Source organism: Serratia quinivorans, assembly GCF_052113645.1.
GTDB classification, from domain to species: domain Bacteria; phylum Pseudomonadota; class Gammaproteobacteria; order Enterobacterales; family Enterobacteriaceae; genus Serratia; species Serratia quinivorans_B.
In genome coordinates, this window is record NZ_JBIEIU010000024.1 from 1 (window position 1) to 24,643 (window position 24,643).

The following is a 24,643-nucleotide window of genomic DNA, read 5'->3' on the forward strand; positions in this document are numbered from 1 at the left end:
GTACAACAATGCCCTCCGGGCGACGCAGGATACGTTTGATGGTGGCATTCTGTTCGGGCAAAAAACCAAGCCCCTCTAATGAAGGAACATTATTACCATCATCAGGAATAATGCGCATCACGGCATAAAGCCCCCCCACAGCAGGGGTATGACTGTAACGCGCACCAAAAATACCAAGGGGCTTAACGAATTCCTCTTTGATACGGCCATCTTGCTGCCTGTTGGGATAAAACTGCTTTTCCGTCACATCGCACATGCCCTGACAGATAGCCGCAGCCAGCAGCATCCCATCTTGTTTATCGATGCAATCAATCTGCTCCAGTTCGCCGTGAACGCGAACCTCTACGTAGGTAAACTCACTGTTATCCCGGCCAATGGTAAAGTGAATATCAGAAGCGCCAAGCTCGACGGCCTGCTTGAAATAACGCAGCACCCGCTGCTGACTTTCAACATTTTCCCGCGCATCACCTTGTGGGTTATCAATACCCTTCGCCTCGCGGAATTGACTCACCTCATCGAATGAGACGAACTTTACGTTTGTTTTCCCAGGATGTTTACGTTGCAGAGTGCTGACGTAATTCTGCACCGAGAATTGTGCTCTGTGGTTATCTGACACCACGATATCGATAATACCTTCGTCAGTAGACGACGCACACACAAAGCGCTCGATGTCTTCACCAGGACGTTCAACGACATTATCCATTGCTTATCCTCAATTGAACGGTAACGACTGCACCCCGGCACCATCCAGAGCCGAAACGCGCACTTCCCGCGCTGAAATGCTGGTGATTTTCAGTTGAGTTCCCGGCACTTGCTGCCCGGTAGTCAATTCGGCATAACTTCCATCACCGAGCGCCAGACGGGCAATCAGCCGGTTGCCTGCACCATAAATTTCATTGATCTGCGGTAATGGCGTCGCTTTGCTTTTCGCTTGTGACACATTGACCGCCACCGCAGCCGTTCCGGCCGTCACATCCGGTACACTGCCGGACGAACCGCTGTCTTCAAGGGATTTCAGGGCCTTTGCCCGTGCAACCTGTGCTTCTACGATCACCGTTTCGGCCTGGATCATCTCCAGGCGGCGAAGGGTAAAATCCTTTGCTTCATCGCCATGCCCCACCCTTTGAGTGGGTTCTTTCGGCGGTTCGACCTTTTCTAACGCCTGTGCCGGCGGAGACGGCGGTAACTCATTTGTCACCGCATACGCGGGCAATTGTCCCCACATGCCACAAATAATCAGGACAAGCCATCCCGGAATTAATTTACTGTTTAGCATAGAATTTTCCTTCAATTTGATACGTCAAGCGCCCCTGTTGGAGCGACAGCTTGATAGCGCTCAATCGAACGCCGGTATCGTCCAGTCCCGAAAAGAGCAACGTTGGGGGAATATCGGTTTTCAACGACATCGTGAACACCCGCCAGGGCAAGAGCGTTTCTACGCCGACATCGTTGGTAATACGGTTGTTTTCCTCCGCAAAGGTAAACTGGAGGCGGGTTTGCTGTGCGAACGTGGTCATGCGTTGAACCTGAATATCTGCACTTGGCAGCGGTCTGTTATCCCTGCTTATCAGCAGTTCTACAGGCTGCGTAAACCCGCCAAGATCCCCCGGCCCAGGGACGTTAAAGAAAGGCGTGTATTCACCCTCGAAATACCGTTTAACCCGGAAAGCGAAATCGCCCACAGTGCCACCTTCCGGTTTGGTGTAGGCCAGTCGGATACGCCCCTGACTCCCCTTCATCTGCGCACACTCAGCTTCACTGAATAACCAACCGGCCAGGGACAAGGGCGCTGATTGCCAGCGCGCCGAACAGGCAGCAACGAAGCTTTTGACACCTGGCGCATTTTCCCAAGGTGCCGTGACCTGTGTTGCTGCTTCCTGAGCCGCCTGCTGCGCCTGTAAATAGGCTTCATGGGCGGCTTTGAGCCGTAAGGCTTCCTCGTGGTCAGCATAAAGACGGTAGCCGTAATAGCTGCCACACAAGGCAAGCACCAGAACGATTACCCAAGTGAGCGGTTTTTTCGCGGACACCGATTGAAACCGCGCCGATGCGGGGAGTTTTTTGACCGCCAGAAGGCTGTCCAGATCGAAGACTGAGCAGCCCTCTAAACCAAATTCCGGCGGTGCATAACACTGCCAGCCCGCTTCCGGCTCCGGGTTAAACTGGAGGAAAGTCTGTTGCGCCTGCTCCATCGCCGATTTGTCGCCGACAACATCGTTCATCAGCACACCATCAACACAACCAACGAAGGTGTAAACGTCAGGGGCAAGGTTAATAATGGCGTACCCTGCTTGCTCCAATACAGGAATAACCATTAACGCCAGGGCATAGACACCTTTCACCGCTTGAACCGGTTGACCAAGATCGGCCAGGTTGATTAACCCGGCCACATATTCGCGCCCGGTATCCTGATTTTGATAAGAATAGGTGACAACCCTGTCAGCGCCCTGGCGTCTTGCCAGCCCCTTGATATTTTTGCGATAACGGGTGGATACCGGCACCCAATTTACGCCAGCGAGATAAGCAGTTTTCCCTCTGACGAGCGGCCACACGTTGGCATTGTCTTGAACGGCTCCCATTTATTCCCCCTGCAAGATGGTTGGTGTTATGAGGATCACCAGCAAGGTATTGTCATTCTCGCCGTTATACCCGCCACCCAAGCCAAAGAAATTCGCGCTACCTACGCCCTGCTTACTGCCTTTACGGCTCCCTTGCTGGAACCCACTGAGTACGATGGTTTGACCGGACTTCATATTGACGCGCTGATTGACCGTTTTCAGTTTGGTTTTCAGCAGTTCCACCGAACTGTCGCCGCTGGTGAATGTTCTCCGGGTCGGCGAATCGGACAGACTGATAGAAAACTGGAGTTGCAGGTTGTTGGCATCCGGCATGATGTAAGGCAACAACGTCATGTTAAAGCCGGTGGTAATCGTCGCGGGTGTGATAGAGGTTGATGTCCCTACGTTAGCCGTAGAGTTGGTACTGACCTGGGCGGCGTAATCCTCCTGATCAGCAACCTGCATCGGCAACGGCGTCATATTGGTTGTTGTACTAGCCTGCTGGGTTACAACGCTCACCCTGGCTTGCTCGGACAAGGCTTTAATAAAGGCTTTCGAACCTGCCAGCTTCCCATCAACGATCGACAATCCGCCGGTCATGCTACTGGCGGCAGCTTCGGTAAAAGCGCTGCCTAACGTAGCGCCGATACTGCCGCTACTGAACACCGCGTTCCAGTCTATGCCTAACTGATCCTGAGAACGTTTTTCAACACTGAGCACCTCAACATTAAGCACGACCTGGCGATTAAGCTCTTTATTGCGGTTCTCGATAAACTTACCGATCGCATCCAACACCTGCGGTGTGTCGGTTACGGTCATTACCCCTGCGGACAAAAACATCCTTCCAGATGTTGGGGTAAGCATGGACTTAACCGACTCTTGCAGATCGGCATAAAGCGAACTTTTGATTTCCATTGTCGTGCTTTGAGAGGTGTTCGAATCCCCGGCAATACTGTTGCCGCCACCCCCACCGGTATTTCCCGCCGAAGACGTTGTCCCGCTGACCACTTTTGAGTTGAAATCCGCTTTCGAATCCATGAAGGCAATCGCAAAAGATCGCGTCTCCAGGTAATAGAAGAAAATGCGGCCCTGCTCATAACGCCAGGAAATCCCTAACCGGCTGGATATGGTATCCAGCAAGCCGGATAATGAGCCACTCCAGTACAACCCGTTCAAGGTGTTCCCACTGCCTGTAACAACCGTTTTTGTTGCTCCCCCCATTGCCGCCAGCGGCACCATGCCGGTTGCATCAGGAGCAGGAATACTGCCGCTGATCTGTTCTGTCTTCCCGCCACTGACTCCACCCAACGCCATCGTCGCATCAGGCGAGATCGTCACAGGTACGCCGCATACCGACGTGATCCGTTGTGTTATTTCGCTCAGCGAGATACTCCCCTGTCGATTAAGTGTGATTGAACACCCAGGAGCCGCTTTATTTACTGTGCGCTGTTCAATAATTGGCGTCGTATTAATCCACTGTGCATTTGTCTCTTTCACTACCGATTTTTGAGCCTGTAGGTTAGACATATGACGTTGCGCCCGGTCATAGTCTAAACCGGCCTGATCCATCGTGTTATTAATGCGATCGACACTGGCGCAACCGTTGAGTAGAGCCGCCGCAACAAGCGCACTTGAGCATGTCAGAAGCAGTTTTTTTAATTTCATGAGTTCGTTCCAATTTAATTTAAATAGACTATTGCGCCTTCGGGTATTTGTGCGGGAACGTCTACGCCCATATCAACGTTCCCGTTATCAATGAGTCGCCGATGTTTAACCTCACCAAGTAAGGCAGAGGAGAGTGTTTGCACTTTCAATGCTTTCATTAATCCCCTCTCTGGCATTTGCCAGACATATACCCGTTTTATAAAAATGACATTATTTATTGCCGAATCAACCGTAATACCCAATTGAGCATTGGGTAGAACAATAGGGTTGTCACTATTAATTACATCAGGGTGGTCATAAATATAATCATTTATGGCGTTAATAAGCCTTACAGTATCTATAGCGCGTTGTGTTGTGACTGTCTCTATCTGCGTAATGTCTTGCTCGAAAGCTTGTCGATTATCGATATAGCCAACAAGAGAAAAAATAACAAGAAAGAGCGAAAATAGAAGGTAGCCCATCGTATTCTACCCCTTATCAGTAACCTTAATTAAACACTGCGTACTGTTGGTGAACGCATACAGCGGCTTTTGTGCATACTGATACAGACCAAATATGCCATTCAATGCTGTTTTAAAGTCACCTTCAAAACGTAACGGCGCATCAATATGATAATTTACCGGGGTATCCCAAATAACACGCCAATTACCGCCTTCGGTGCAGGTTTGAGACGCAGACCAGCGGAACACCGTGTCTTTTAGCGTCGAACCCACTTCGCCGCGCCAGACAGGGAGACGAACAGGCTGTGGCTTTTTCACTGGTACATCGGGTTTTTTAGCCGTGTTTATCGTGAAGGGATTTTTCCCCACTTTAGCATCACCCCCGCCTGGCGATGTTGTGTCCCTAGCCTTACTCTGAATAGTAGGTTTCAGTAATTTATCCGACGTTGGCTTTTTAACTTCGGGCAATACTTTCTCTGCTGGCTTTTCTGCAAAGGCTATGGAAACTCTACTGTTGTTCCAATCAACAAGAGCATTAAGTTTATTCGATTCCAACATTCGTTGAAGAACATAGGGCCATTGATCATTGCCAGTCCATGAAACAGTACCCCGAAATCTCTGGGAGACATCAGGTGAGAGTTTTACACTCCATGATTCAGGAACAATCGTTCGCACAGCAGTATATAAGGGAACATGCTTCCCATCTGCTTTCACGAAATCTGTTTTACCGGAGTTCCCTTGTCTTGAGGTCGTTATAATCGGTATTGGCTGCGGCACAACGTCTACAGCACCACTTTGGTAAGTTTTCCGGACGGGAGACTGTGAAATGACAGGCTCAAAACTGACCCAATCTCCCTCTGGTTCAGAGAGTTTAGGAGGCGAGCTACATGCTGATAACACATTAGCGACTAAACCAACCAAGATTATTTTCTTTATTCGCATATCAAAGCCTTTTTTTCCGTTCATCATCAATGACGGCTGAAAAACCCTCGTTAAATTCAGCATTGAGATGTTGCTCCTTTTGGCGCATAGGGATAACTATTCCATCTAATTGGTCCCTACTGGCTAAAGGTATATTAGGCCTGGGCAAATTTGCCCTTGATTTAAAAACATCCTCCTTATACCAAAATATCTTACGTGCTTTTATGTTTAACGGTTTAGTATCGTTATTACCTTGAATAAAAACGATCTCCTCATCATACGGCATATCGAGAATTTCTTGCGGAAGCATTAACGGTCTAGGCTGTACCGTTCTGTTACGTCCACGACTTTTTTGTTTACCACCTACATTATCGGAATACGTTGTAACTGGAACGGTAGTTGTTCCCAATGCCTTACTGTATTCATCTGCTGTTAAAAAATCCTGCTTCGCCGGAGCGTAAACAATTTCAACATGAAAGGCATTCATCATTGCATCTGCGGTTTCTTTCCCATACATGTTTCTGGCTCGCAGTTGCGGTTTATTCTGGAATATAAAATTAAATCTAAACCCATAACCACGTAAAAGGGCAGGTGCATTCTCAAATGCCTTTATACGCCCCATCACTTTCGTTTCATCCATAAACATACCTATTTGGTATTTAAGCAGCAGATCACCATTTACATCTAAGCCGCCATCTTCCGGTAATACTTTCGAGTTTGCCCCCATAAGTTGAGTAAAGAACAAATTCATAAGTGTACCGAATTTATCTACAGACTCATTGGTAACAGAAAAATAAACGCTCATTTTCCTTTCACGCATCTTAGAAAAGTCGAAATCATTTCCTGAGACAGCCCACGCAACCTTCTTTTCACCAAACATCCCCAATACTTCGGAGAGAATATCCATATAGATAGACCAGGATTTCGGGTTTGATGATATGGATATGATATTCATTAGTTCTCGGATACATTCAGGAGACAGCATCCGCCCTTCGTTATCCCTTGCTTCAATAGTCTCTTCCACCCACTGAGGCAGCTCCTCCCCCAAACTGGTGATTTCGTACACCTGCGGTAGCGTAAGCGGCAATTCGGGTGTTTCCATCAGGTACAACACGAGGGCAGAGAAAATCTTACCTGCGTTATTGTAGAAAGCCTGGTTCTCAGGGTTCGGCGAGACAAAAAGCGTCGTGGCTATGGTTTTGATATCAGCAAAACGTTCTAACTCATCGTGGGAGAGATAAAACAACGGATTCCAGCGATGAGTTTCCAGCAGTTCGGGAGAAAAGCGATAACACTCATGACCACAGGCAGCACGAAAACCGGATGTAATGTTCCAGTTTTCGAATTTTGGATCATTCACTGCAACTGAGTCAGGAAATGACAACAGATTAGGAATGACAAAACTCACCCCTTTACCACTTCCCGGAGGAGCGGCAAGAAGAATAAATGTCTGACCGTATGATGTAAGAAAAATGTTTTTAGTGGGATGTTTGCCAATGATAATGCCGGGGTATTCTTTCTTTTTAATTTTACTCATGACGAAATCCTTTACTCGGTTATATTTAGTTGTAGTCGCCTTTGTAATGAAGAGGTTCAAGTTCTCGATTATTGGCAAATCTTGCATTACCATAAAGCGACTTTGTTTTAGGCATGAAATACAACCAAAGGAAAATAATCGCTACAAACACAGGTAAGAAAACTATCCACGCTCCTAAAACAGCCCCCCATATTGCACTGGAAAAATCAGGGTGTTTAAAGGGTAAATGCACACCATTATATAACGTCCACCATGTTACCTGGCTAACAGGTACATCAGACAGATAGAGATATAGCGCCCCACCAGAATAGTTACCAATCATCACGCAAGCAGCAAGCGCCAGTAACCATATAACTACACCAAAGAAAAATATTTTCATGATTACCGCCTAGAGATACCATTTAAAAGTTGGTTCTTGGTTTCTGGATCATAATGAACTTCTAATATTTCTGTTTTCCCCATATAAAGAACGACATCAAACGATGTTCTGACTCGTCGCTCTATATAATCATAATCAAGTCCCATTCCTACCGGAGACTGTTTTATCATCCCGCAAACTCGACCGTAGCCAGAAATCGTGTCGTTTGCGTGAGCCGTTGTTATGGTTCCAGGATGGCCTGTATTAAGAAGCTCCATGAAGTCCCAAGTTTCATCCCCCGTAAGCTCGGCAAGGAAGATATGGTCAGGTTTCATTCGCAATGAACAAGAAACTAGCTCTTTCGGCGTAATAATATCACCGTAAGTTAAATGAACGTGATTAGGGTGACGTGGCAGTTTTAACTCATTAATAGCTTCTATCGTTAGCATTCGTCGATATGCTGGAAACAAATCAACCAATGACATGGCGAATGTTGTTTTACCCGACCCCGTACCACCAAATATAATAATATTTAACTTTTTTTCAATTGCTAGTTTGAAAAACTTATCCCAATCCTTTTCACGATGATATTTTTTTAATCTAATCTGCCATTCTTCCAGTTCCATAGAACTGCTATCAATCGCCTGGGCATTATCAAAACGGCCACTTTCTATGTAGTCCTGTAAAGTGAACCTATCGAGTGAAGGTTTACGAAATGTCATGGAAAGAGTTCCCTTTTCACATGCCGGAGACATAACAATTAATCCACGTTCGTTATCAGGGAGTTCAACTGTTTTAATTGGAAACTTAGTTGTGAGACTTTGATTATTATAAGCTGCCAAGGAGTTTGCTAATCTCATACAAAGGGAGTAATCAAGATTAGGCTTATCCTCCCTCACCCACCCGTCCTCATTCTCAAGCCATATTTCCCCCGGTCGATTAATCGCCACATCCCTGATCCCTGGGCGATTCAAACACTCATGCACGCCACTTTGATTAAGAAAGTCTCGCGCCAACGCTGCATTATCAAAACTCATAATATTTACCTTGGTGTGCGGGTCTTGAATACGGTGGAAAAATTAACATCCTGAGCCACAATCACATTAATAACGGTTCCAGGAAGAACATAACCAGTAGGAGGGATGTTAATGCTGTTTTCCAGCGCTTTGGTTGCCATGTTCTCAGCATTGCTTTGGCTATTATCAAATGAATAGGTAGAGTCGTTGCGTTTGGTAGCATTTGCCGCACTGGCGAAAGCATCCTGTATAAAGGACAGCATCACTGCACCACCAAACCGATCGCCATAATGATTGTCTACATACGCCTCAGTACCGCTTTCGCCCATTGCACCGGTGCCAAGAGCATTCAAACTGGCGCGAACCCCTGCTGTTGTTTCAAGGTCTGTCCAGGTAGTAAATACGCTTGATTGACCCGGCCTTATCTGAACCTTCTGTTCACCATCAAGTTCAGCCCCGGCTTCGGCGATAATCACGCTGCCATCTGAGGAATAAAGCGGTTGCGTGAGTATGCACTTAACAAAGCCTGGATGATCCGTTTTCACCGCTGTATACAGCGCACAACGAAGGCTTGACTTGCGTTTTAGAAGGAACTTACGATTTGGCGAAAAATATGCACTTGTCGGCGTATAACGGGAGCCATTGAGATCGGCGATATTACCCTTGGTATTATCTACCGGAGCGCCCAGGCTTGCAGCGCCATCCACATCAGGTGCTACCGGGTCGGCCTGAGCATAAGTGCGAATGCGCTGCTCGTCAGCATCACTACTGGCTGGTTGTGACTGGCTGCCTCCACCCCCGCCAGTTTCCTGAACGGCAATCCCACCACTGAGCTTTCGCAAATAGGCCGGGCTGGGTTGCTCAGGCTCGGCTGCTGCATTTGCTTTACCGGCTTTCTGGGGGGCTGGGGTTGGGTCTTCCAGTTTCTTTTGTTCCTCTTGCTGTCGCCTCTTGAGGATCAGTTCTCTTTTCTTTTGAATATCATCATCGGTGGTAGGTTTCGCCGCCAATGCTGCATCGGCTTTAACTTTTGACTCATCAACTTTATTAGGATTATTTGCTTCAATCGCTTTAAATGCAAAATAAAAAATAATACCAAGAGCCAGAAAAAGAAAAAGAACACCGCCGCCAATAACGAGTAAAACTTTTGCTTTAGGCTTTCGGTCTTTTTTTACTCCAAGAAGATTAAACTCACCACGAGACGTGTTTTTTGTGGATTCATCAACATCACTGTTTTCTGTCATTTTTCGCCTCCCTAATTTCACCGGTCGTCGTACCGTTATAATTATAAAAACCGGTATTATTCGCATTTGTCCTGACAGCCAGCACCAATTTATTCAATCGCAACTTATACATTGAACTGACACTGTGAATAACCAAAATATCATTGACATTATGGAAATTAACAAGCGTTTCGGTTCCATCGGGAAGGACTTCATACACAACCGGACGAGGTGCATTTGTAGGAAATCTCATACATGTGAATGTACCGTTATCCCAAACCTCAGAAGGTGAGATGACGAGATCACCTTTCTTCTCGTAACTCCGATTCTCTCTACCTGAGCAAGGGTTCTGGTTTAAGTTACGGCCAACAAACGGGGTTTCACCAACTTTCGGTGGTTTCGGGTAATTAAATCGCAACAAATAGGTAGTTTGTAATGCATCCTTTACTAGTTTCAATTCGATAATATAAGTACGCCTGTCAGTATTGATAATAAAGTTGGTGTCAGGGTCTTGGTCAGTCTTCGGCTTTATTGTCACCATATCACCAGATTTATTCGGACCGACCTCCCATGCATCAGGATCGCCCATCGCCATAATCCCGTTATCTCGCCGGATTGTTTCACCAGGTTCAAGTTGCACCATAGTCGCTCGGCCAACCGAAGCATTCACCCGAAAAACGTTATCAGGCGAGTAAGTCGCCGTCTGGATGCGCTTATCCAACTGCGACCCCTTTCCAACAGTTTCAGCATGAGTCGCAGACACATAAGCCGTGAGGATACAGAGCGCCAGTAAGTGTATTTTCATCGTTAATATCCTACCTCCTGGCTTAACTCATACGAGCGTACAGCAAAGCCCCTTGGGTTGAGCCAGTCGTCTTTTTGCACTTTTGGCGGTTTGCCATAGTCAAAGGAGAGCGTGGCAAGCCATTTTGTTGCAGGGATTTCCTGTACAGGAACACCAGCATCATCGAGAACGTTTTTAGTAAACCGTATTTGAACCGTTCCGGTATGCTTGTCTTTATCTCTTTGGGAGAAAACGATGTTGTTAATATCAACCCGGATTTGCCGTTTATCACCCAACTGATCCATATATCCCTTTTTGGATAACTGGAAATTTTTGTACTCAGTAAACGTCCCAGGATAAGACATTAAATCGACAATGTGATAACGAGCATCCTGTGTTGAGAAATTATAACTCTCACGCTGTCTTATATACGTTGTCGTCCAGAATGAGTCATCACGCTCACTAGCGTCATTATACCCCCCATACTTAACAATATCGGTATAACCGGAGTTATTATCAACACGAAGAAGATAGGGTTCTACTGTTTTTAATGGAGTCAGACCAAGAACAGCACCAATTGACATAAAAGCAATTACACCAAAAAAAATGGTTAGGCGCTTTGCATTTTTGGTTTTCTTTTTCTCTTCCTCTGCAATATGTTTTTCGAACCATTGCGCGGCTTGTGTATAAGCTCGACTTGCCTCGCTAATGTTCCTGCCTTGTTCAGGCGAGAGGTTATCCTTTCCCTTTTCAATATCGTAGGCCTCTTTTACAACTTCCTTTGTTCTCTTTCCAAACATATCAATCTCCAGAATGATTATTAGCCGTTGAACATTTAAGCGATTCCAAACGATTAAACGCTTCATGGGGCGAACCGGAAAGCGAAACAAGGCTGCCTGAATGTCCAGTTTTAATAACCTCCATGAAGTCCCACACATCATGGGTCACATCCATAACCATTACTGAATCTGGATACGTTCGCATTGTAGGGATAATCAATCCCACACCCTTACCGCGAATCGGCGTGGTATCGCCAGGGATTATTGGCATTTCATGAGTATCATTTATGCTGACTTTCCTAGATTTCATCACATTCTCACTCCGGTTACCGGGTTTAGATAAAATAGTTCCCATTAGATTCATAATATCAATCATTAATGGTTATTAGCTGTAAACTTATTAACATTAATCCACTCATCAGCATGAGTGTTTTTATCCGGTTGCGAACTACAGCCGGATATGATGAATAACAATGCTAATAACCATAAACAAAGTCTATTGGTCATAATTGAATTCACTATTTAGATTAAATTGTAGAGTAACTGCTGATATTAGGCGGGACGAATACGGTTTCTCAGAGCACCAGACATTCGGGTCGCAGCACCTAACCCTGTAGGTTTAAGAAGCAATTTTTTTAGTCCATGAACACCACTAGGAGAGCCTCCCATAACAGATGCCGCATAGTTTGGAATCTCGGTAGCTATTGCAGTAAATGCACCGAAATAGAACAGAAGAGCAAATGCTCCGCTAAAAGTACCACTTAATAATCCATTAGGATCGTTTGTAATCACGTATGCATTTAAGAAATTTATTTCAAGGGTTATTGCAACCCCAAATATTATTTGCGTAAGCATAAATCCACCAATTAACGAAACCCATCCCCAGAAATACTGCCTAGTTTGATCAAACAAACCGAAAGCAATAAATAACGGGCCGACAACGAGAAAAAGTGCTGTTGCTACCTTTAACGTCATTAATGTAGCAACACATGTCAGAAGAAATGGAACGCCGCCTAATAACATCGCAACTAAAGTAACAACCCCACCGATAATGATTGAAAAATCATTAGTGAGCGGGTTAAATTTCATTGTTTTTATAAATTCCCAAACACCATTCAGGAACCCATTAATTAAAGTATCAACTTGATTATTACCTATGCCTCCACTTGCTAATTGAGCCATCGCCCATGTAGGCATATCATTAACAAACGGAACAACAACATTCATATACCATGATATGTTAAACGCGCTAAATATTATGAACGCGGATTTTATTGCATTCATAATTTCATCTCGTAAAACGCCCTCAAAGCCTTTAAAATACCAAGTTATAGAGTTTACCGTTCTATCTATCAACCAGAAAGTGCCAAAAATAGTACCGACACCAATCATTAGTAATGAGGTGCCGGTTGATATGGTTCCTGATAAAGCAGTATCTATAGCTCGATATAGAGTGTCAGCAATGTGCAACTCTATAGCCACGCAGCCTCCTAGTTTCCTTCAAGTTTTTTCATGAAGTCATTGGCTCGTTGTTTATCATCCATCCGTTCTTTCTCTTGCATCATCGATGAAATGTTATTGGAATCTATCTTTTGATAAACCAAATTCCCACCAGATAACTTTCCATCATTAAATTTCAGAGACTTTCCTGAATGGCTTATTGTACCGTTGGATATTAACCAATCGGCCTCTATAACTGCCCACTTACCATTATTAATAGAACGACTGGTAACATGACATGTATCATTGCAATTAATTTCTAAAAGATAAGGGGAATCAGGAGACCCATTTATTTGTTTCCACGCACCATTAAACTCATTACCATCACCCTTGCATCCTGTAAGCAGGATAGTTGAAAAAAAAGCCATACATATAATCTTCTTCATAATAACCTCAAATTTAAAAGATTATTTTACATCCTAAACCCATTAATATTCAACAAATAACATAATGTGAGTTAAGGATTTATGCGCCACCTCCTAATTTATCCATGAAATCTTGACCTCTTTTTTTATCTTCAATTCTCTCTTGTTGATCCATCAACATTTTGACGTTTTGAAGCTGCATCTGTTGGTTCTGCAACTCCAACTGCTCTTGCTGTAGCCGCAACCCCAGTTCTTCACGTTGTTGCGGCGTCTGCACTGTATTAAGTTTCTGACGGAGCTGTTCCGCGTTTTTTATGCGTTGTGAGGCCGCGTTATATGTATCTTCCAGTGCTCCGGCTCGATACAGTAAGTGGTCAAACGATTTCTGTACGTTAGGGTCACTGGACGTCAAGCCATAGCGGCTACGCAGATCAGCCAGATTCTTTGTATTTGAATAAATATCGTTCCAATCACCAAGCGGCAACACTTTGTTAAGCAGAGGATCGTTAAGAAAGTTTCCCAATTGGTCGTTACCCGTTACCAGGCCTTTGTAATGGTCATACTGACTTTTCGCCTGTTGGATCGCCTCCTTTGCCTTATTCAACTGTGATAGGGCTTCATCTGCCTGCTGCTTGGCATTTAGCGCCAACTGAGCGATATTCGCCACATCGATAGTGGGTATTCCCGTCGCAGTAGTGATCACAGGTGTTACGCCGATACCCAATGCAGTCGCAATTGCTATAAGACTCTTTTTCATGCTCATCTCTCTTTCTTAATACGTTGCATTTCATCAAGAAACTCACTCACCCATATTTTCGGGTCGTTCGTTCCCAGTTTTTCCCTGATGCTGGCTGCAATATTCGCATTACCTTCTTTACCAATCGTGGTAGAAAGAAGAGGAAGCCAATATTTAAGATTATCTTCCATTGCAAAGGACAAAACGGTGGATTGCTGACCTTGCTTTATTAAAAACTCAAACGCTAGCGGGTTCAGCCCTGATACAATTTCAAACTCTTTACCTTCAATATTAAACTTTCCATACTCTTCTGGTTTGGCTTTATCATTTGCCAACCATATCTGAGTGACCACCTGCTGAATTACAGACGCACCATGTGTTGATTTACTGAGATCCTCAGGTTCCTGAGTATCCATAGTCAGTATTTCACCTCTGGTTCGCCCTGCTTTTAAAATTTCTTTAATTGCATCTGCTGTACTGTCAAATGAAAGGGGTATCCAGCATTCAGCAATAATATTTAATAGCATATTTGCAGGCTGATACTCATGCATAAGTCTTTTCAGGAAAAACATCGTATTCAGGAAAATCTCCATCATTTCGGGATTCTTCGTGAAAAATGTTTTATTCATTATGCGAGTACAATCAAATGCAAGTCGTCGGAATTTTTTTGGGTCAAAAAGGTTAACAGGAGCATCACAGACCCACGCATAGCGCCCTTCTGAACCATCTGGACAGACCCGACACCATTTTTTCAACCGTACATGGAGACAGTTCGGATCTTCTGTTTCAGCGATGTTTTGCAAGAGCAGTGACATCCCCCGGTTCTCAACCACAGAATGCGACAGTACGGCCTCAATCGACTGTTTAATCTGGTTCTCTTCGGCATCACTACAGTTACTCGCCATTGTCTGAACCATATCGAACAACTGGCTACGCAGTTCAGGAGTATCTTCCAATTGAAACAGGTTGATGCCTGTCGATACCCCTGGTCTGATCACATAATATTCAGTGGATAAGGCTCGCAACAGGTTTTCAAACGAATGGTTGTAATCCAGGCAGAACAAAAGGGGATTCCAACGACTGGCGAAGATAATTAATTCCGCTTCAAGCGTGGTTTTACCCGCACCCGTCTTTCCTACAACAGAGAGATGGCCAGGCAGGCGCTCACCGGTATTATTCTTCCCTACCGGGCTGTTATGAGCGTTAAAGAAGTACAACGCATCATTCGCTGAACGAAACGGCATCCACGCTTTACCGTCGCCTGGAGGGTTCCCTTCGGCCTTCCCCACCGGGGAGGCATGTAGGGAAAAGCCACAGGCCAAATTCTCCGTTGATTTGGGAACGGGGTACATGGCAATTGTGCAACCAGGAAACAGCGAATAGTAAGAGTCGTCGTTCGTTACCGTGGAGCGAATAAATCTGGTATCCCTCGCGGAAAAAATGGAATCCAGTGTAGCGCCGTTATCAATAGCTTTTTGTGGCGTTTCACCATAAACGATAAGCGCCGCATGATAACGTCCGAACATCTTCTCACCCTGGGTAATGTCCTGAACGGCATCTTCCAGCGCTTTAGTTTGCTTTGTTTCCCCTTCTGCCGAAGCCAGATCCACCGTCTGTTTGGCAAAATTGACCTTGGATTTATTTCTGTCCTCAAACATGAAGCTTTGAACTAGCGAAAAATCAAACTGCTCCTCAATCGCTTCATCCCACATCCCCGGAACCGTCTTTGAGGGGTAATCACGCAGATCATACGTAGTGGCATACCTCATCCCGCCACTGTTGGGACGATTTTCAACATAATCGTAGGGCGCGAAATTGGTAACGCTGTCAATAATCGCATCGCCAAGCCGGGTATCGGAAAGCATGACATCCTTTTCTTCGCCATTAATCAACAAAGAAAAATACCGGCCAACCTGGGAGTAAACCGATCCTGCGGCATTTTCGTCTACCCCCAGAACAGAAGGCTCAAATGCCCCCAGCATCCTCTCGACCATAATGAGAATTTCATTCATGCGGCTAATACCTTCATCCAGCTCTTTATATTTCAAGATGAAGGCCATCGTATAACCAACTTGACGATACTTCCCTTTTCGGAAAGGTTCTGTAAGGGTATCAACAAAATCCTGCAATACCGGCAACTCTATTTTGTACTCCGCATCCAGTGATATTGATGATTTAGTTGTCCATGTTTGAATCATCAAGTTTTTCCCTTCTTTCTTTCCAAGAGAAAGAAGGAACCGATTTTCATTGGTGAACATTCTATTCAGTTCTGATTTTTCTTTTGTTCCGTAAGAAACTCCTTTAAACCTGACCACACTAATTAAACGTTGACCAGAAAGCGTAACCATATTTTCATGCACATGGTAATTCATCCACGGCACTCTAGTCTCTGGAGATAAACCTTTTTTGCGCAATTCGCCTGCCATAAAATTGATTCCATCGTGGGTTGCAGGGAGTTATCAGTAAAGATCGCCCGTACACCATATTTCTGATGTAACGCCCCAGCATAAAGCGGAGGCGCGTCAGAAAGCGACTGTCAGACTCACAAACGATTCTGACCACAATAAATAAGGTGCCGGGGATAATTAATGCAATCAAACCATACCAGCCAAAAATAGAGCAACTGATACCGGTAATAATAATCCCGAGAAAGATAACACCTAATAGGACAAACTGCGGAACGCCTGCATAAGACGCCGTTCGCCCCATCGCATTATAACTTTCAAAGGATAATTCTTCATCATCCATATTATCCCCTGTCGTTATCAGGAAGTTGTACCGAAGACCTGCCACATCGCAGTGAAGAAGACGATAGCCCCGCCTATCCAGATAGCCATACTGAGATCACCGATATAATCCCAGAAGGTCTTATCATGATTGCCTGACATACGAGAAATGGCTAAACGGATACCGGAAACAATGACACAACAAAGAACAATGACACCAGCCAGTGTATATAACCCAATCTGAATATTTTTAGCATACTGGATAAGGGTATCCAGCCATGCCGTACTGCCACCGGCTGCAAGTGCATAAGGTGAGAATGCGAGCATTGATATAGCCAGAATATAATACTTATTAATGGCCTTTGGTCTCGCGTTAGCTTTTAACATCTGTTTTTTCCTCATCATTTTTTTCAACCTTAGGCTCCTTGCTATTTTGCTCAGGCTGACTGTATTTAGGATATTGCTGTAAGACGTCCCAGGCGTCATAAACCGGCCTGTCTCGCCGTGAAGATGGCACTGTCACGGTCTCGTCACCCAACGCAGGAACTTTAATATTTGTAGTATTTGCTGCAACCACTCTTTCTACATAGCTTGTCCCGTTATTCTCTTTCTTGAACCCCCTTGTATAGTTCCCACTGTAATAACATGAGAATGATTTTCTCAACGCTTGTTGTTCGGAGTCACCGTTTTTTAAAGCTCGTGAGTAACAGTCTTTTAAAATATCAGCCCCCATTTTCAGGTTCGTGCAGGGTGAGAATACCGTTTCAGCGTCTTTGACATCAAAGTATTGTCGATTGACCTGAGCCAGACCAATACTGAAATTGGCATTTCTTTTATCGAGCTGTCTTATTGCCTCTAGGGCTTCTTCTTTGGTTCGTGGCTGGCGACTTAGCGGTTTTCCCACAACCCCTATAGCCCAGGGATTAAACCCAGATTCAGTTTTAACAATGCGGCTTAATGTATCAGGTGCCACATCGGGGGCGCACTGCATCGCCAGCGCCAGAAAAGCGGCTGTAGATATCATATATCCCTACCCGTTATTGAGGATTTTCTTTTTTGCCTCGTCACCGTAGTTGTCTATCAGATAACGAACAAAGGCAGAAGCAGACATAACCTTACCTCTTTTATATCCAACCTCCGTGATTAACTCTTCCAGTCTTTTACGTGGTTCGCGAGAAACATAAACATTATTAGAATACTCATTTTTATTTTCTTGCTTGGTTGATTCGCTTGGCATTTTTACTCCATAAATACGAAAACAGTAAGTCGATACGAACAGCGGGTTCATCTGAGAAATAGATTTCTTGAATTCGTGTTAGAAACTCATCAGATAACCCTGTTGGTTCCATACATACCGTTCCCTGTGACGAAGGATGATGGACAACTTTTAAAGCTTCAACCTCATCCGGGTGAATGGTTGCAACACGGTTGCCGAAACGAACAAAGTCCATTGCGCCTGGCATCCGTTTTATTGCGGTGGTATGGATCTGAGCAGGATTAAACTTTACGAAAATATAGCCAGGAAATGCCGGGGAATTAATGAGCCTGTATGCATTTTTTTTATCTTTCCGCCGCCGTCGTTCTAAAATAAGTGGGCAACATGTTTTCAGTCCGGCTTCAGTAAGATTTTGCAGTGTAGTCTTCCATGTGTTTTCACGGCAGCGCAGAAGATACCAGGTATGGTGCCATTCATGCATAAAGGCCTCCTTATGACATAAGACATTGAATTACCATAGCTAGCGCACTACATCAGCCCCCTGAGTAGTACGTTTTTAGTATGTTTAAGATTGTTAATTATCTAATTTTGAGGGTTGACGGTCTTTTCGTCCAATTGTTTTGATAGATCAATCCATGTAATATTGATCGGTTTAAACGATCAAACCTATCATGCATTCTTGCCGATAACCACACATCAAAATGTTAGTAAAACAGATAATTGTTAGATTATCTATACACAACAATTTGATTAATAAGTCTAAAATTACAGAGGTTTAGACGCGGAGAAAGAGCATGATCGGCAAGCGCCTTAAGGCCGCCAGAAAGGCGGCTAAAATGACACAAACAGAGTTGGGCATACGGGCAGGTATCGATGAGCTAACCGTCAGCAGGATCTCCCACTACGAAACGGATACCCATAGCCCCAATTTTCAGCAAGCCTGTCGCTTTGCTGAGGTTCTGGGCGTACCGGAATGCTATCTGTACTGTCGAGATGACATCCTGGCTGAACATCTTCTGTCGATATACAAACGCCATAAGAGATTCAGACTTAACCCGGCTGAAATTACGGAGCTGGAAAAAGCAGAGGTTCAGTTGCAGGCTCTCACAAAAACCATTCATTCATTGCTTGAACGCCGAATGGAAATTACACTCAATGAAGAATTACCTTCATCGTTAAAGCCTTAGAAATTATCGATAATTGTATGCTATAACTGTAATAGTTACTTTCACTAATAATTCGCTGTGTAAGTTCACTAAAAAACAGTATTTTAGTGGGTGACGTCCCCATAAAGATTAAAGCCGCTTTCGCGGCTCAGTATTAAAAACGATATTCACGCTTAACGATCTGCTTCTCAATATCGGTAAGTTGATCACCGTGAACATATTGTGAAACGGCTCCAGGTGGAGGGGTAAATAAGGCAGGTGAGTCACCTTTAAAAAGAGAGACTAGCCCCTTAACTTTATTTCCCTCTGATGCCCATACAGCAACCGGATAAATGGAAGAGTCCTCTCCGTTTTTCACACGTAGATACCAATTATTCGCCTGCGTGATGCTCGTAAACCCTTTACCTTCTTCATGTGTTTCGTTCATGAAATATTCCGTTAATTTGTGAGTTTAGGTTATTTATTTAGCCCATAATTGTTAAAGGCCGGAGAGTGGTTAACTCCCCGGCCTTAACTACGTTTCCGTCACCGTCAGAAGAAGATGCGGATCAGTTCCAGAAGCACAATTATTGCTTTCAGAACCATGATTGCTTTGTCAATAAAAGCGCCCATGCGTTTCTCCAGTAAACTGGAGGAAATCACCGTAGTTTACTCTAACACTGCCTGTCACAACGGTTCTCTCATTGTTAGGTGTAGAGTGACTCCCTCCTGCCAGAGCACCGGACACAGCACCACCTGTTTGTTCGGCCAGGACTTAAAAATCGTTCACACCCGATTACGCTGGGTTTAAGGGCAGGACAGTCACAAAACAACGCTAACCTGCTGATTATACCCACTTGTCACCATACATCCACCCTATAACCGGATGCTGGTTGCAAAATATGCGTCAAGGGATATAATTAAAGGCGTTAGGTGTAGAGTGACTCCCTCCGGTCAGAGCAACCAACTCAAAACCGGTACTGTATTAAAACCCGATCTCACCAGTCGGGTTTTTTTACGCCTGAAATTTGCTTCTCCGTAAATTCCCGCACCACCTGGACACAACCGTCATTCTGTCCATTACCCACACCCTTATCCCCCGTTTCTGTTGATAATCAACATGTAGTGGCTCAGCCAGCTGACCGGCGCACCACATATTGTGTTTTGGGCTGGTCATCATCAGCCCGCCCTGCCCCGTTTGGCGTGAAAACGTCCTCACGCGCCTGGACAAAATGGCACTATCGGAAAAAATGTCCATTTTTTAAAATGGATGATCGGATTTATTGTGATCGGACACCGCCCCACTTTGCGCCATAATGGTTAACGTAATAAAGCACGCGGATGCATTAACTGTGTGTTTGAGTAAACACACAAAAACTCACACTGGTGCGGAGATTGAAAAATTGAGTCACTTACCCCGCGAAATTTTTCAGATTTCACGTAGCGACGCCTGGAATGTAAACAATTCAGCCCCGGTTTCGCTGGGATCTGCCCGCGCCATGCGGGATCACGCTGCGCGGCTGGGGGCAGGAATGCCTAAGTACCTGCTTGCACCCGAAGTGGCCGTGCTGCTCTCCTACATTGATGATCTCACCCGACGCATGTTTTTTGAAACCCTGTGGAATACCGGCGCAAGAGTGAATGAGGCGATGGCGCTCACTCCTCGTCACTATGAACTGGAGCCATCGAGGAAACACCCGCAGCCGGTGGTCGCCGTTCGGACTCTGAAACAACGCAACAGGGAAGCGAACCGCAAACCCGGACGCCCGAAAATAAAAGACGACCCACCCCACCCCGATCCGCGCTACCGGAAACCCCCGGAACCCGACATTCGCCTGGTGCCGCTGCTTGATGCCGGTTACACACAGAGGATGCGGGAATTTCTGGCAACCTGGCGAAAACGCGTGAAACATCAACCGGTGTGGGATATCACCTCAAGGCAGACGCCGGTTAACTGGCTGGGTGAAGCACTGGAGCGAGCTGCGCGTGACGGCGTAACGTTCCCGATTAACGTCACACCGCACACGTTCCGGCACAGCTATGCGATGCACCTGGCGATGAGTGGCGTTCCTGAGAAAGTGCTCCAGTCGCTGCTCGGCCACCGTTACGCCCGGAGTACAGAGGTTTATACCCGAGTGTTTGCGCTCGATGTGCTGGCGGGGCATGGCCTATCATTCAGCTACGACGCCCAACAAGCAAAGCAATTACTGATATCGTGACAACACCACACATAAACACAAATGAGTAAACACACAGAGCAAACACATTTACACATTTGTGTTTATGTGTATAATAAACGCATCGCACACATAAACACATTTGAGTAAATGAGGGTTTAAGCATGAAAGTCATTGCGTTTCTGAATCCCAAAGGCGGGTCGGGTAAAACCACGGCCACCATTAATGTCAGTGCCTGCCTAGCCAACGCAGGTAAGCGCGTTGCGGTTGTTGATACCGATCCACAAATGAGCCTGACCAACTGGAACAGCACGGAAAAAGCAGCATTTGATGTGTTCACTGCCGCATCAGAAAAAGATGTTTACCAGGTACGTAAGGATCTGAGCGACTACGATTTCGTGATTATTGATGGGGCTGGCTCTCTGTCAGTGATCACCTCAGCGGCGATCATGGTGAGCGACCTTATCATTATCCCCGTGACGCCTAGCCCTCTGGATTTCTCCGCCGCCGGGACAGTTGTCACTGTCCTGGAAGCACAGGCGTATAACCGACCGGTGGAAGCGCGTTTCTTGATAACCCGCAAGATTGAACAGGCCACCATGTTGGGTGTGCTAAAAGACAGTATTGCGAACACCGGAATAAAGGCATTCAAGACGGCCATCGCTCAACGGCAAAGTTATGTGAAGTCGGTGTTTGAAGGGAATAGTGTGTTTGATACAACTGACAATGCAGCAAAAGGAGAGATCCAAATCCTGACACGGGAAATAGTCGATCTCATTGAGTAAACACTCAAAAACACAGACACACAGACACACAGACAATCCTAATTACGAGTGAGAGTGACTGATCATGGCGTTACAAAAACAACACACTTCTAAAACGATGAGTTTCGGGGAACACCGTGACTTGGAAAAAGTCGTCACCGCGACAACCCCAGCAGTAAAGACAAAGCGGGTGAACGTTGATATTGCAGTCGATAAGCATCTGCGTTTTAAAGCCGCTTGTGTAAAGCAGGGCACAAGCATTTCAGATGTGATCAAGGAGTTGGTTGATGGTTGGCTGAAAGAAAATGAGTAAATACTCATATGTGTGATAACACATTTAAAAACAGCCGGGCACTTATTGAGTAAATACACATAAAATCATTTGTGTGTTTGCTCAAATGAGTATTTTTAACGAAGTCGCTTAAGAATAGCATGGGACTGGCTGGCATTGGCTAGCCGGCCAATTTTTTAGAACCCTACTTTTGTGATTGGCTTTAGTTCAAACTCACACGTTAACCCTAACATGATTGGAAGCGCATCAATACGGCTTTTAAACACATGAGCATCCTCGAAATTTGCCGTGTATTCAATCGCGGAGATAGAAGGTTCGTTGCTAAATTTTAGGTAGCTATTTTTATCGGTGATGTATATTTTATAACCAATAATACCCTGCCGTTTTTCTGATTCTTTGACGATTTTTACCGCTTTTTTCCCCTCTCGTTCTATTGTTTTCTTGTCCATATTTTCCTCATTGTTGATTACTTTTCGCCATGCGCGAAGCGATAGAAGGCGGCTCACTATAGCAATATATTTTACGGATGTTAAACCGCCGGGCTTTACGATCTGACTGATGACCTGACCCCCCCTTTTCCTGATAAGCCTAACGGACTTATAGCGATTTTTTATTGATTTAAGTCCATAGCCCCGGTGAGTGGTCAGAATCGCGCGTAGCGCTGTTCTGAGCGTGATTTCCGGGGTCTTAACGAATGCGACCGGAGGTTGCAGACGTTTAGAGACTTAATGGCACGGTGCTATCGCGATTTTACCAAAACCAAATGTCGTCAAATCGCAGCTTAGCTCCAACTGGGCTATGTGGGTAAGGTTTGCTGTGTTGTAAATGCCCGCCATCGGCGGGTGGTACCTAAGGAGCGTAGCGACTCAGCCGAACCGGCGCGAGCATAGCTCGCTGCAAGGGCGGTCATTATCAGTCTGTCCACAGGACAGACAACGAGTAGGTATTCTTTTTAATTGATAAAAAACAAAAGAAGTTAAAAAGAATTGTGGCACTTAATTACCCCCTCGGATAGTACTTACCAAGTTATGTCTCTTGCAGTTAGATGTGTATAACGATAATCGTCAGATTGGAGCATCGAGTATGAGACGAAAAATGAGTTAACAGGCACCATCAATGATAAAAACGAATGGCTAAGGCAGGTATTTGATTGCCGTTTTTACGGCCACGTGTGCGTTTTTTATACATTCCCGATATGCAGCCACACAACATCCTCCGGAGTAAACCGGATGGGAAGAAAGGGGAAGGGGGTTTATGCCGGTGCTGGCGTTCGAGCAAGCCTCGTATGGTTCCCGCGAGACATGACCATCCGCTCTCGTACTCGCCGCTTCACTTCTTCTGTCACGGCGTTTCTGTCTGCCGGGAAAAGTCCCTGGGCAAGTTCGCGGGTCAGTTCACGGTGAACTAGCGCTTTGATGTCTTGATGGGTACGTTTCGCATCACGCCGCGCTCTGGCCCGCTTCTCACCATGAGCTTTACGCATGAGACGATACTCTTTAAAACGTTTATGGAATGCTTGCCATGCCTGGCTGATTAATTCATCAATACCGATACGAGCAAGACCTTTTTTCTCACGCTCTTTATTTTTCCACTCAGCACGACCGCGGCGAGCTGCGGCCACTGCGTCAGCAGACACGTCCAGGGCATCGAAAAAAGCAGGGGTAAACGTGATATCAGTCGGAAGATTACACCCGATCGTCGGGTCAAATGCTTTATCAGAATAGGTAATAAACCCAAAATCTTTAGCGAGAGACTGGAGCGCACGTGTAGCGCGAGTGATCGCCAGATTACCTTTCTTGGACTCAGTGGCAAGGCCACACTCAATCGCAATAGTAGTTAAGGTAGCGTTAGCCCGGTTGGCCAGAGGGTCATAGTGGAAACAGAGTCCCTGCAACAGAGCCTCGATTGCTCTTAGGCGCAGTATTGGAGGCTTACGGAACCGCTTACCCAGGGAACGGGCAACCGCAACGTGCATGGAGAAATCGAACCGAGAAGTAAAGCCTTCGGCTTTCTCCATCAGTTTCCGGTTAAAGGGAAGAGTGGTCTTGGCATCGTTTGAGCCTTTCTTTTTAGGCATAGCAAACGATGGGAACGGGTTTTTAACCTGGCGATAGCCAAAACTTTGATGGGATTCTTTTTCAATCACACACACCGATACTTAAGGCGGTGCAAAGGGGTTGTGCAATGTAGCGCATTTGCTATAATCCTTCACAGGTGATGGCACCTGCTTTACGACCCCCTGAATATCTGTCTCTCCCGCCAAGTTGAAGCAGATTTCAGGGGGTTTTTGCATTCTGGGGTTCAGCTTCCGCTTTCTTCCCCATCCCTAGACGCTCTTACCGGGAACGTCCCACCCGTAGGAATTTGTAAACCAACGTAATCTATCACGCCCGGTTAAAAGGATCAATTCAGCCGATCCCTTTTTGTTAACGCTAACCTGT

30 protein-coding genes are annotated in these 24,643 nt (G+C 45.5%); 4 read left to right on the plus strand and 26 right to left on the minus strand.

Annotated elements, in window-relative coordinates:
- The 22 genes from ACGS9J_RS25190 to ACGS9J_RS25295 all read right to left on the minus strand — a co-directional run.
- Positions 1-703, minus strand: a 703-nt coding sequence (locus ACGS9J_RS25190) for an ATPase, T2SS/T4P/T4SS family (protein WP_442233347.1), incomplete at its 3' end; no start/stop codon positions are given.
- A 9-nt stretch (positions 704-712) separates the two neighbouring features.
- A complete protein-coding gene (gene pilP, locus ACGS9J_RS25195; protein WP_442233348.1) occupies positions 713-1,276 on the minus strand; it encodes a type IV pilus biogenesis protein PilP in 564 nt (187 codons plus the stop codon).
- Complete coding sequence (gene pilO2, locus ACGS9J_RS25200; protein ID WP_442233349.1) at positions 1,263-2,579, minus strand: type 4b pilus protein PilO2; 1,317 nt, start codon at positions 2,577-2,579, stop codon at positions 1,263-1,265. Before pilO2 ends, pilP begins: the two co-directional genes overlap by 14 nt.
- On the minus strand, positions 2,580-4,223 hold the full coding sequence (gene pilN / locus ACGS9J_RS25205) for a PilN family type IVB pilus formation outer membrane protein (protein WP_442233350.1): 1,644 nt from the start codon (positions 4,221-4,223) through the stop codon (positions 2,580-2,582).
- Between the two features lie 14 nt (positions 4,224-4,237).
- Entirely contained in the window at positions 4,238-4,684 is a 447-nt protein-coding gene (pilM, locus tag ACGS9J_RS25210; RefSeq protein WP_442233351.1) for a type IV pilus biogenesis protein PilM, read from the minus strand.
- A gap of 6 nt (positions 4,685-4,690) precedes the next feature.
- A complete protein-coding gene (locus ACGS9J_RS25215) occupies positions 4,691-5,668 on the minus strand; it encodes a toxin co-regulated pilus biosynthesis Q family protein (RefSeq protein WP_442233352.1) in 978 nt (325 codons plus the stop codon).
- A complete protein-coding gene (locus tag ACGS9J_RS25220; RefSeq protein ID WP_442233353.1) occupies positions 5,607-7,121 on the minus strand; it encodes a type IV secretory system conjugative DNA transfer family protein in 1,515 nt (504 codons plus the stop codon). The genes ACGS9J_RS25215 and ACGS9J_RS25220 overlap by 62 nt, the downstream gene beginning before the upstream one ends.
- Positions 7,122-7,146: 25 nt before the next feature.
- Complete coding sequence (locus ACGS9J_RS25225) at positions 7,147-7,500, minus strand: hypothetical protein (protein ID WP_442233354.1); 354 nt, start codon at positions 7,498-7,500, stop codon at positions 7,147-7,149.
- Positions 7,501-7,502: 2 nt separating this feature from the next.
- Entirely contained in the window at positions 7,503-8,516 is a 1,014-nt protein-coding gene (virB11, locus tag ACGS9J_RS25230; protein ID WP_442233355.1) for a P-type DNA transfer ATPase VirB11, read from the minus strand.
- Positions 8,517-8,521: 5 nt separating this feature from the next.
- Entirely contained in the window at positions 8,522-9,739 is a 1,218-nt protein-coding gene (locus ACGS9J_RS25235) for a TrbI/VirB10 family protein (protein ID WP_442233356.1), read from the minus strand.
- Positions 9,723-10,523 carry a TrbG/VirB9 family P-type conjugative transfer protein gene (locus tag ACGS9J_RS25240; protein WP_442233357.1) on the minus strand — a complete coding sequence of 267 codons (801 nt, stop codon included), beginning with the start codon at positions 10,521-10,523 and terminating at the stop codon, positions 9,723-9,725. The genes ACGS9J_RS25235 and ACGS9J_RS25240 overlap by 17 nt, the downstream gene beginning before the upstream one ends.
- A 2-nt stretch (positions 10,524-10,525) precedes the next feature.
- Complete coding sequence (locus ACGS9J_RS25245; RefSeq protein ID WP_442233358.1) at positions 10,526-11,302, minus strand: virB8 family protein; 777 nt, start codon at positions 11,300-11,302, stop codon at positions 10,526-10,528.
- A gap of 1 nt (position 11,303) precedes the next feature.
- A complete protein-coding gene (locus ACGS9J_RS25250; protein WP_442233359.1) occupies positions 11,304-11,657 on the minus strand; it encodes a type IV secretory system conjugative DNA transfer family protein in 354 nt (117 codons plus the stop codon).
- Positions 11,658-11,833: 176 nt separating this feature from the next.
- Positions 11,834-12,763 (minus strand): type IV secretion system protein, encoded by a 930-nt coding sequence (locus tag ACGS9J_RS25255; RefSeq protein ID WP_442233360.1) that lies wholly within the window; start codon positions 12,761-12,763, stop codon positions 11,834-11,836.
- An 8-nt stretch (positions 12,764-12,771) separates the two neighbouring features.
- Positions 12,772-13,167 (minus strand): hypothetical protein, encoded by a 396-nt coding sequence (locus ACGS9J_RS25260; RefSeq protein ID WP_442233361.1) that lies wholly within the window; start codon positions 13,165-13,167, stop codon positions 12,772-12,774.
- A 79-nt stretch (positions 13,168-13,246) separates the two neighbouring features.
- Positions 13,247-13,903 carry a P-type DNA transfer protein VirB5 gene (gene virB5, locus ACGS9J_RS25265; RefSeq protein WP_442233362.1) on the minus strand — a complete coding sequence of 219 codons (657 nt, stop codon included), beginning with the start codon at positions 13,901-13,903 and terminating at the stop codon, positions 13,247-13,249.
- A 2-nt stretch (positions 13,904-13,905) separates the two neighbouring features.
- A complete protein-coding gene (locus ACGS9J_RS25270) occupies positions 13,906-16,308 on the minus strand; it encodes a VirB4 family type IV secretion system protein (RefSeq protein WP_442233363.1) in 2,403 nt (800 codons plus the stop codon).
- Positions 16,265-16,630 carry a VirB3 family type IV secretion system protein gene (locus tag ACGS9J_RS25275; RefSeq protein WP_442233364.1) on the minus strand — a complete coding sequence of 122 codons (366 nt, stop codon included), beginning with the start codon at positions 16,628-16,630 and terminating at the stop codon, positions 16,265-16,267. The genes ACGS9J_RS25270 and ACGS9J_RS25275 overlap by 44 nt, the downstream gene beginning before the upstream one ends.
- Before the next feature lie 17 nt (positions 16,631-16,647).
- Entirely contained in the window at positions 16,648-16,995 is a 348-nt protein-coding gene (locus ACGS9J_RS25280; RefSeq protein ID WP_442233365.1) for a hypothetical protein, read from the minus strand.
- The gene (locus ACGS9J_RS25285) at positions 16,982-17,632 is read right to left on the minus strand and encodes a lytic transglycosylase domain-containing protein (RefSeq protein WP_442233366.1); all 651 of its coding nucleotides are present in this window, start codon (positions 17,630-17,632) and stop codon (positions 16,982-16,984) included. Before ACGS9J_RS25285 ends, ACGS9J_RS25280 begins: the two co-directional genes overlap by 14 nt.
- A 6-nt stretch (positions 17,633-17,638) precedes the next feature.
- Complete coding sequence (locus ACGS9J_RS25290) at positions 17,639-17,845, minus strand: hypothetical protein (RefSeq protein ID WP_442233367.1); 207 nt, start codon at positions 17,843-17,845, stop codon at positions 17,639-17,641.
- Positions 17,814-18,305, minus strand: a complete 492-nt coding sequence (locus ACGS9J_RS25295) for a transcription termination/antitermination NusG family protein (RefSeq protein ID WP_442233368.1) — start codon at positions 18,303-18,305, stop codon at positions 17,814-17,816. Before ACGS9J_RS25295 ends, ACGS9J_RS25290 begins: the two co-directional genes overlap by 32 nt.
- A 313-nt stretch (positions 18,306-18,618) precedes the next feature.
- Here ACGS9J_RS25295 and ACGS9J_RS25300 point away from each other — a divergent pair, with 313 nt between their 5' ends.
- Positions 18,619-19,011: a helix-turn-helix domain-containing protein gene (locus tag ACGS9J_RS25300; RefSeq protein ID WP_442233369.1), complete on the plus strand. Its 393-nt coding sequence runs from the start codon at positions 18,619-18,621 to the stop codon at positions 19,009-19,011.
- 133 nt (positions 19,012-19,144) lie between these two features.
- On the opposite strand, the gene ACGS9J_RS25305 is transcribed toward ACGS9J_RS25300, so the two are convergent.
- Together ACGS9J_RS25305 and dinQ are read right to left on the minus strand one after the other, a co-directional pair.
- Positions 19,145-19,417 (minus strand): hypothetical protein, encoded by a 273-nt coding sequence (locus ACGS9J_RS25305; protein ID WP_442233370.1) that lies wholly within the window; start codon positions 19,415-19,417, stop codon positions 19,145-19,147.
- A 104-nt stretch (positions 19,418-19,521) separates the two neighbouring features.
- Positions 19,522-19,602 carry a damage-inducible type I toxin DinQ gene (gene dinQ, locus ACGS9J_RS25310; protein WP_442233406.1) on the minus strand — a complete coding sequence of 27 codons (81 nt, stop codon included), beginning with the start codon at positions 19,600-19,602 and terminating at the stop codon, positions 19,522-19,524.
- Between the two features lie 770 nt (positions 19,603-20,372).
- On the opposite strand from dinQ, the gene ACGS9J_RS25315 reads away from it, so the two are divergent.
- The 3 genes from ACGS9J_RS25315 (at position 20,373) to ACGS9J_RS25325 (ending at position 22,223) form a co-directional block, all read left to right on the plus strand.
- Positions 20,373-21,188 (plus strand): tyrosine-type recombinase/integrase, encoded by an 816-nt coding sequence (locus tag ACGS9J_RS25315; protein WP_442233371.1) that lies wholly within the window; start codon positions 20,373-20,375, stop codon positions 21,186-21,188.
- A 122-nt stretch (positions 21,189-21,310) separates the two neighbouring features.
- Positions 21,311-21,931, plus strand: a complete 621-nt coding sequence (parA, locus tag ACGS9J_RS25320; RefSeq protein ID WP_442233372.1) for a ParA family partition ATPase — start codon at positions 21,311-21,313, stop codon at positions 21,929-21,931.
- A 64-nt stretch (positions 21,932-21,995) separates the two neighbouring features.
- The gene (locus tag ACGS9J_RS25325) at positions 21,996-22,223 is read left to right on the plus strand and encodes a plasmid partition protein ParG (RefSeq protein WP_442233373.1); all 228 of its coding nucleotides are present in this window, start codon (positions 21,996-21,998) and stop codon (positions 22,221-22,223) included.
- Between the two features lie 155 nt (positions 22,224-22,378).
- Here the strand turns inward: ACGS9J_RS25325 and ACGS9J_RS25330 are convergent, their stop codons facing one another.
- Both ACGS9J_RS25330 and repA read right to left on the minus strand, forming a co-directional pair.
- Complete coding sequence (locus ACGS9J_RS25330; protein WP_442233374.1) at positions 22,379-22,651, minus strand: hypothetical protein; 273 nt, start codon at positions 22,649-22,651, stop codon at positions 22,379-22,381.
- A gap of 803 nt (positions 22,652-23,454) precedes the next feature.
- Entirely contained in the window at positions 23,455-24,345 is an 891-nt protein-coding gene (gene repA, locus ACGS9J_RS25335; RefSeq protein ID WP_442233407.1) for a plasmid replication initiator RepA, read from the minus strand.
- Positions 24,346-24,643: the final 298 nt, after the last annotated feature.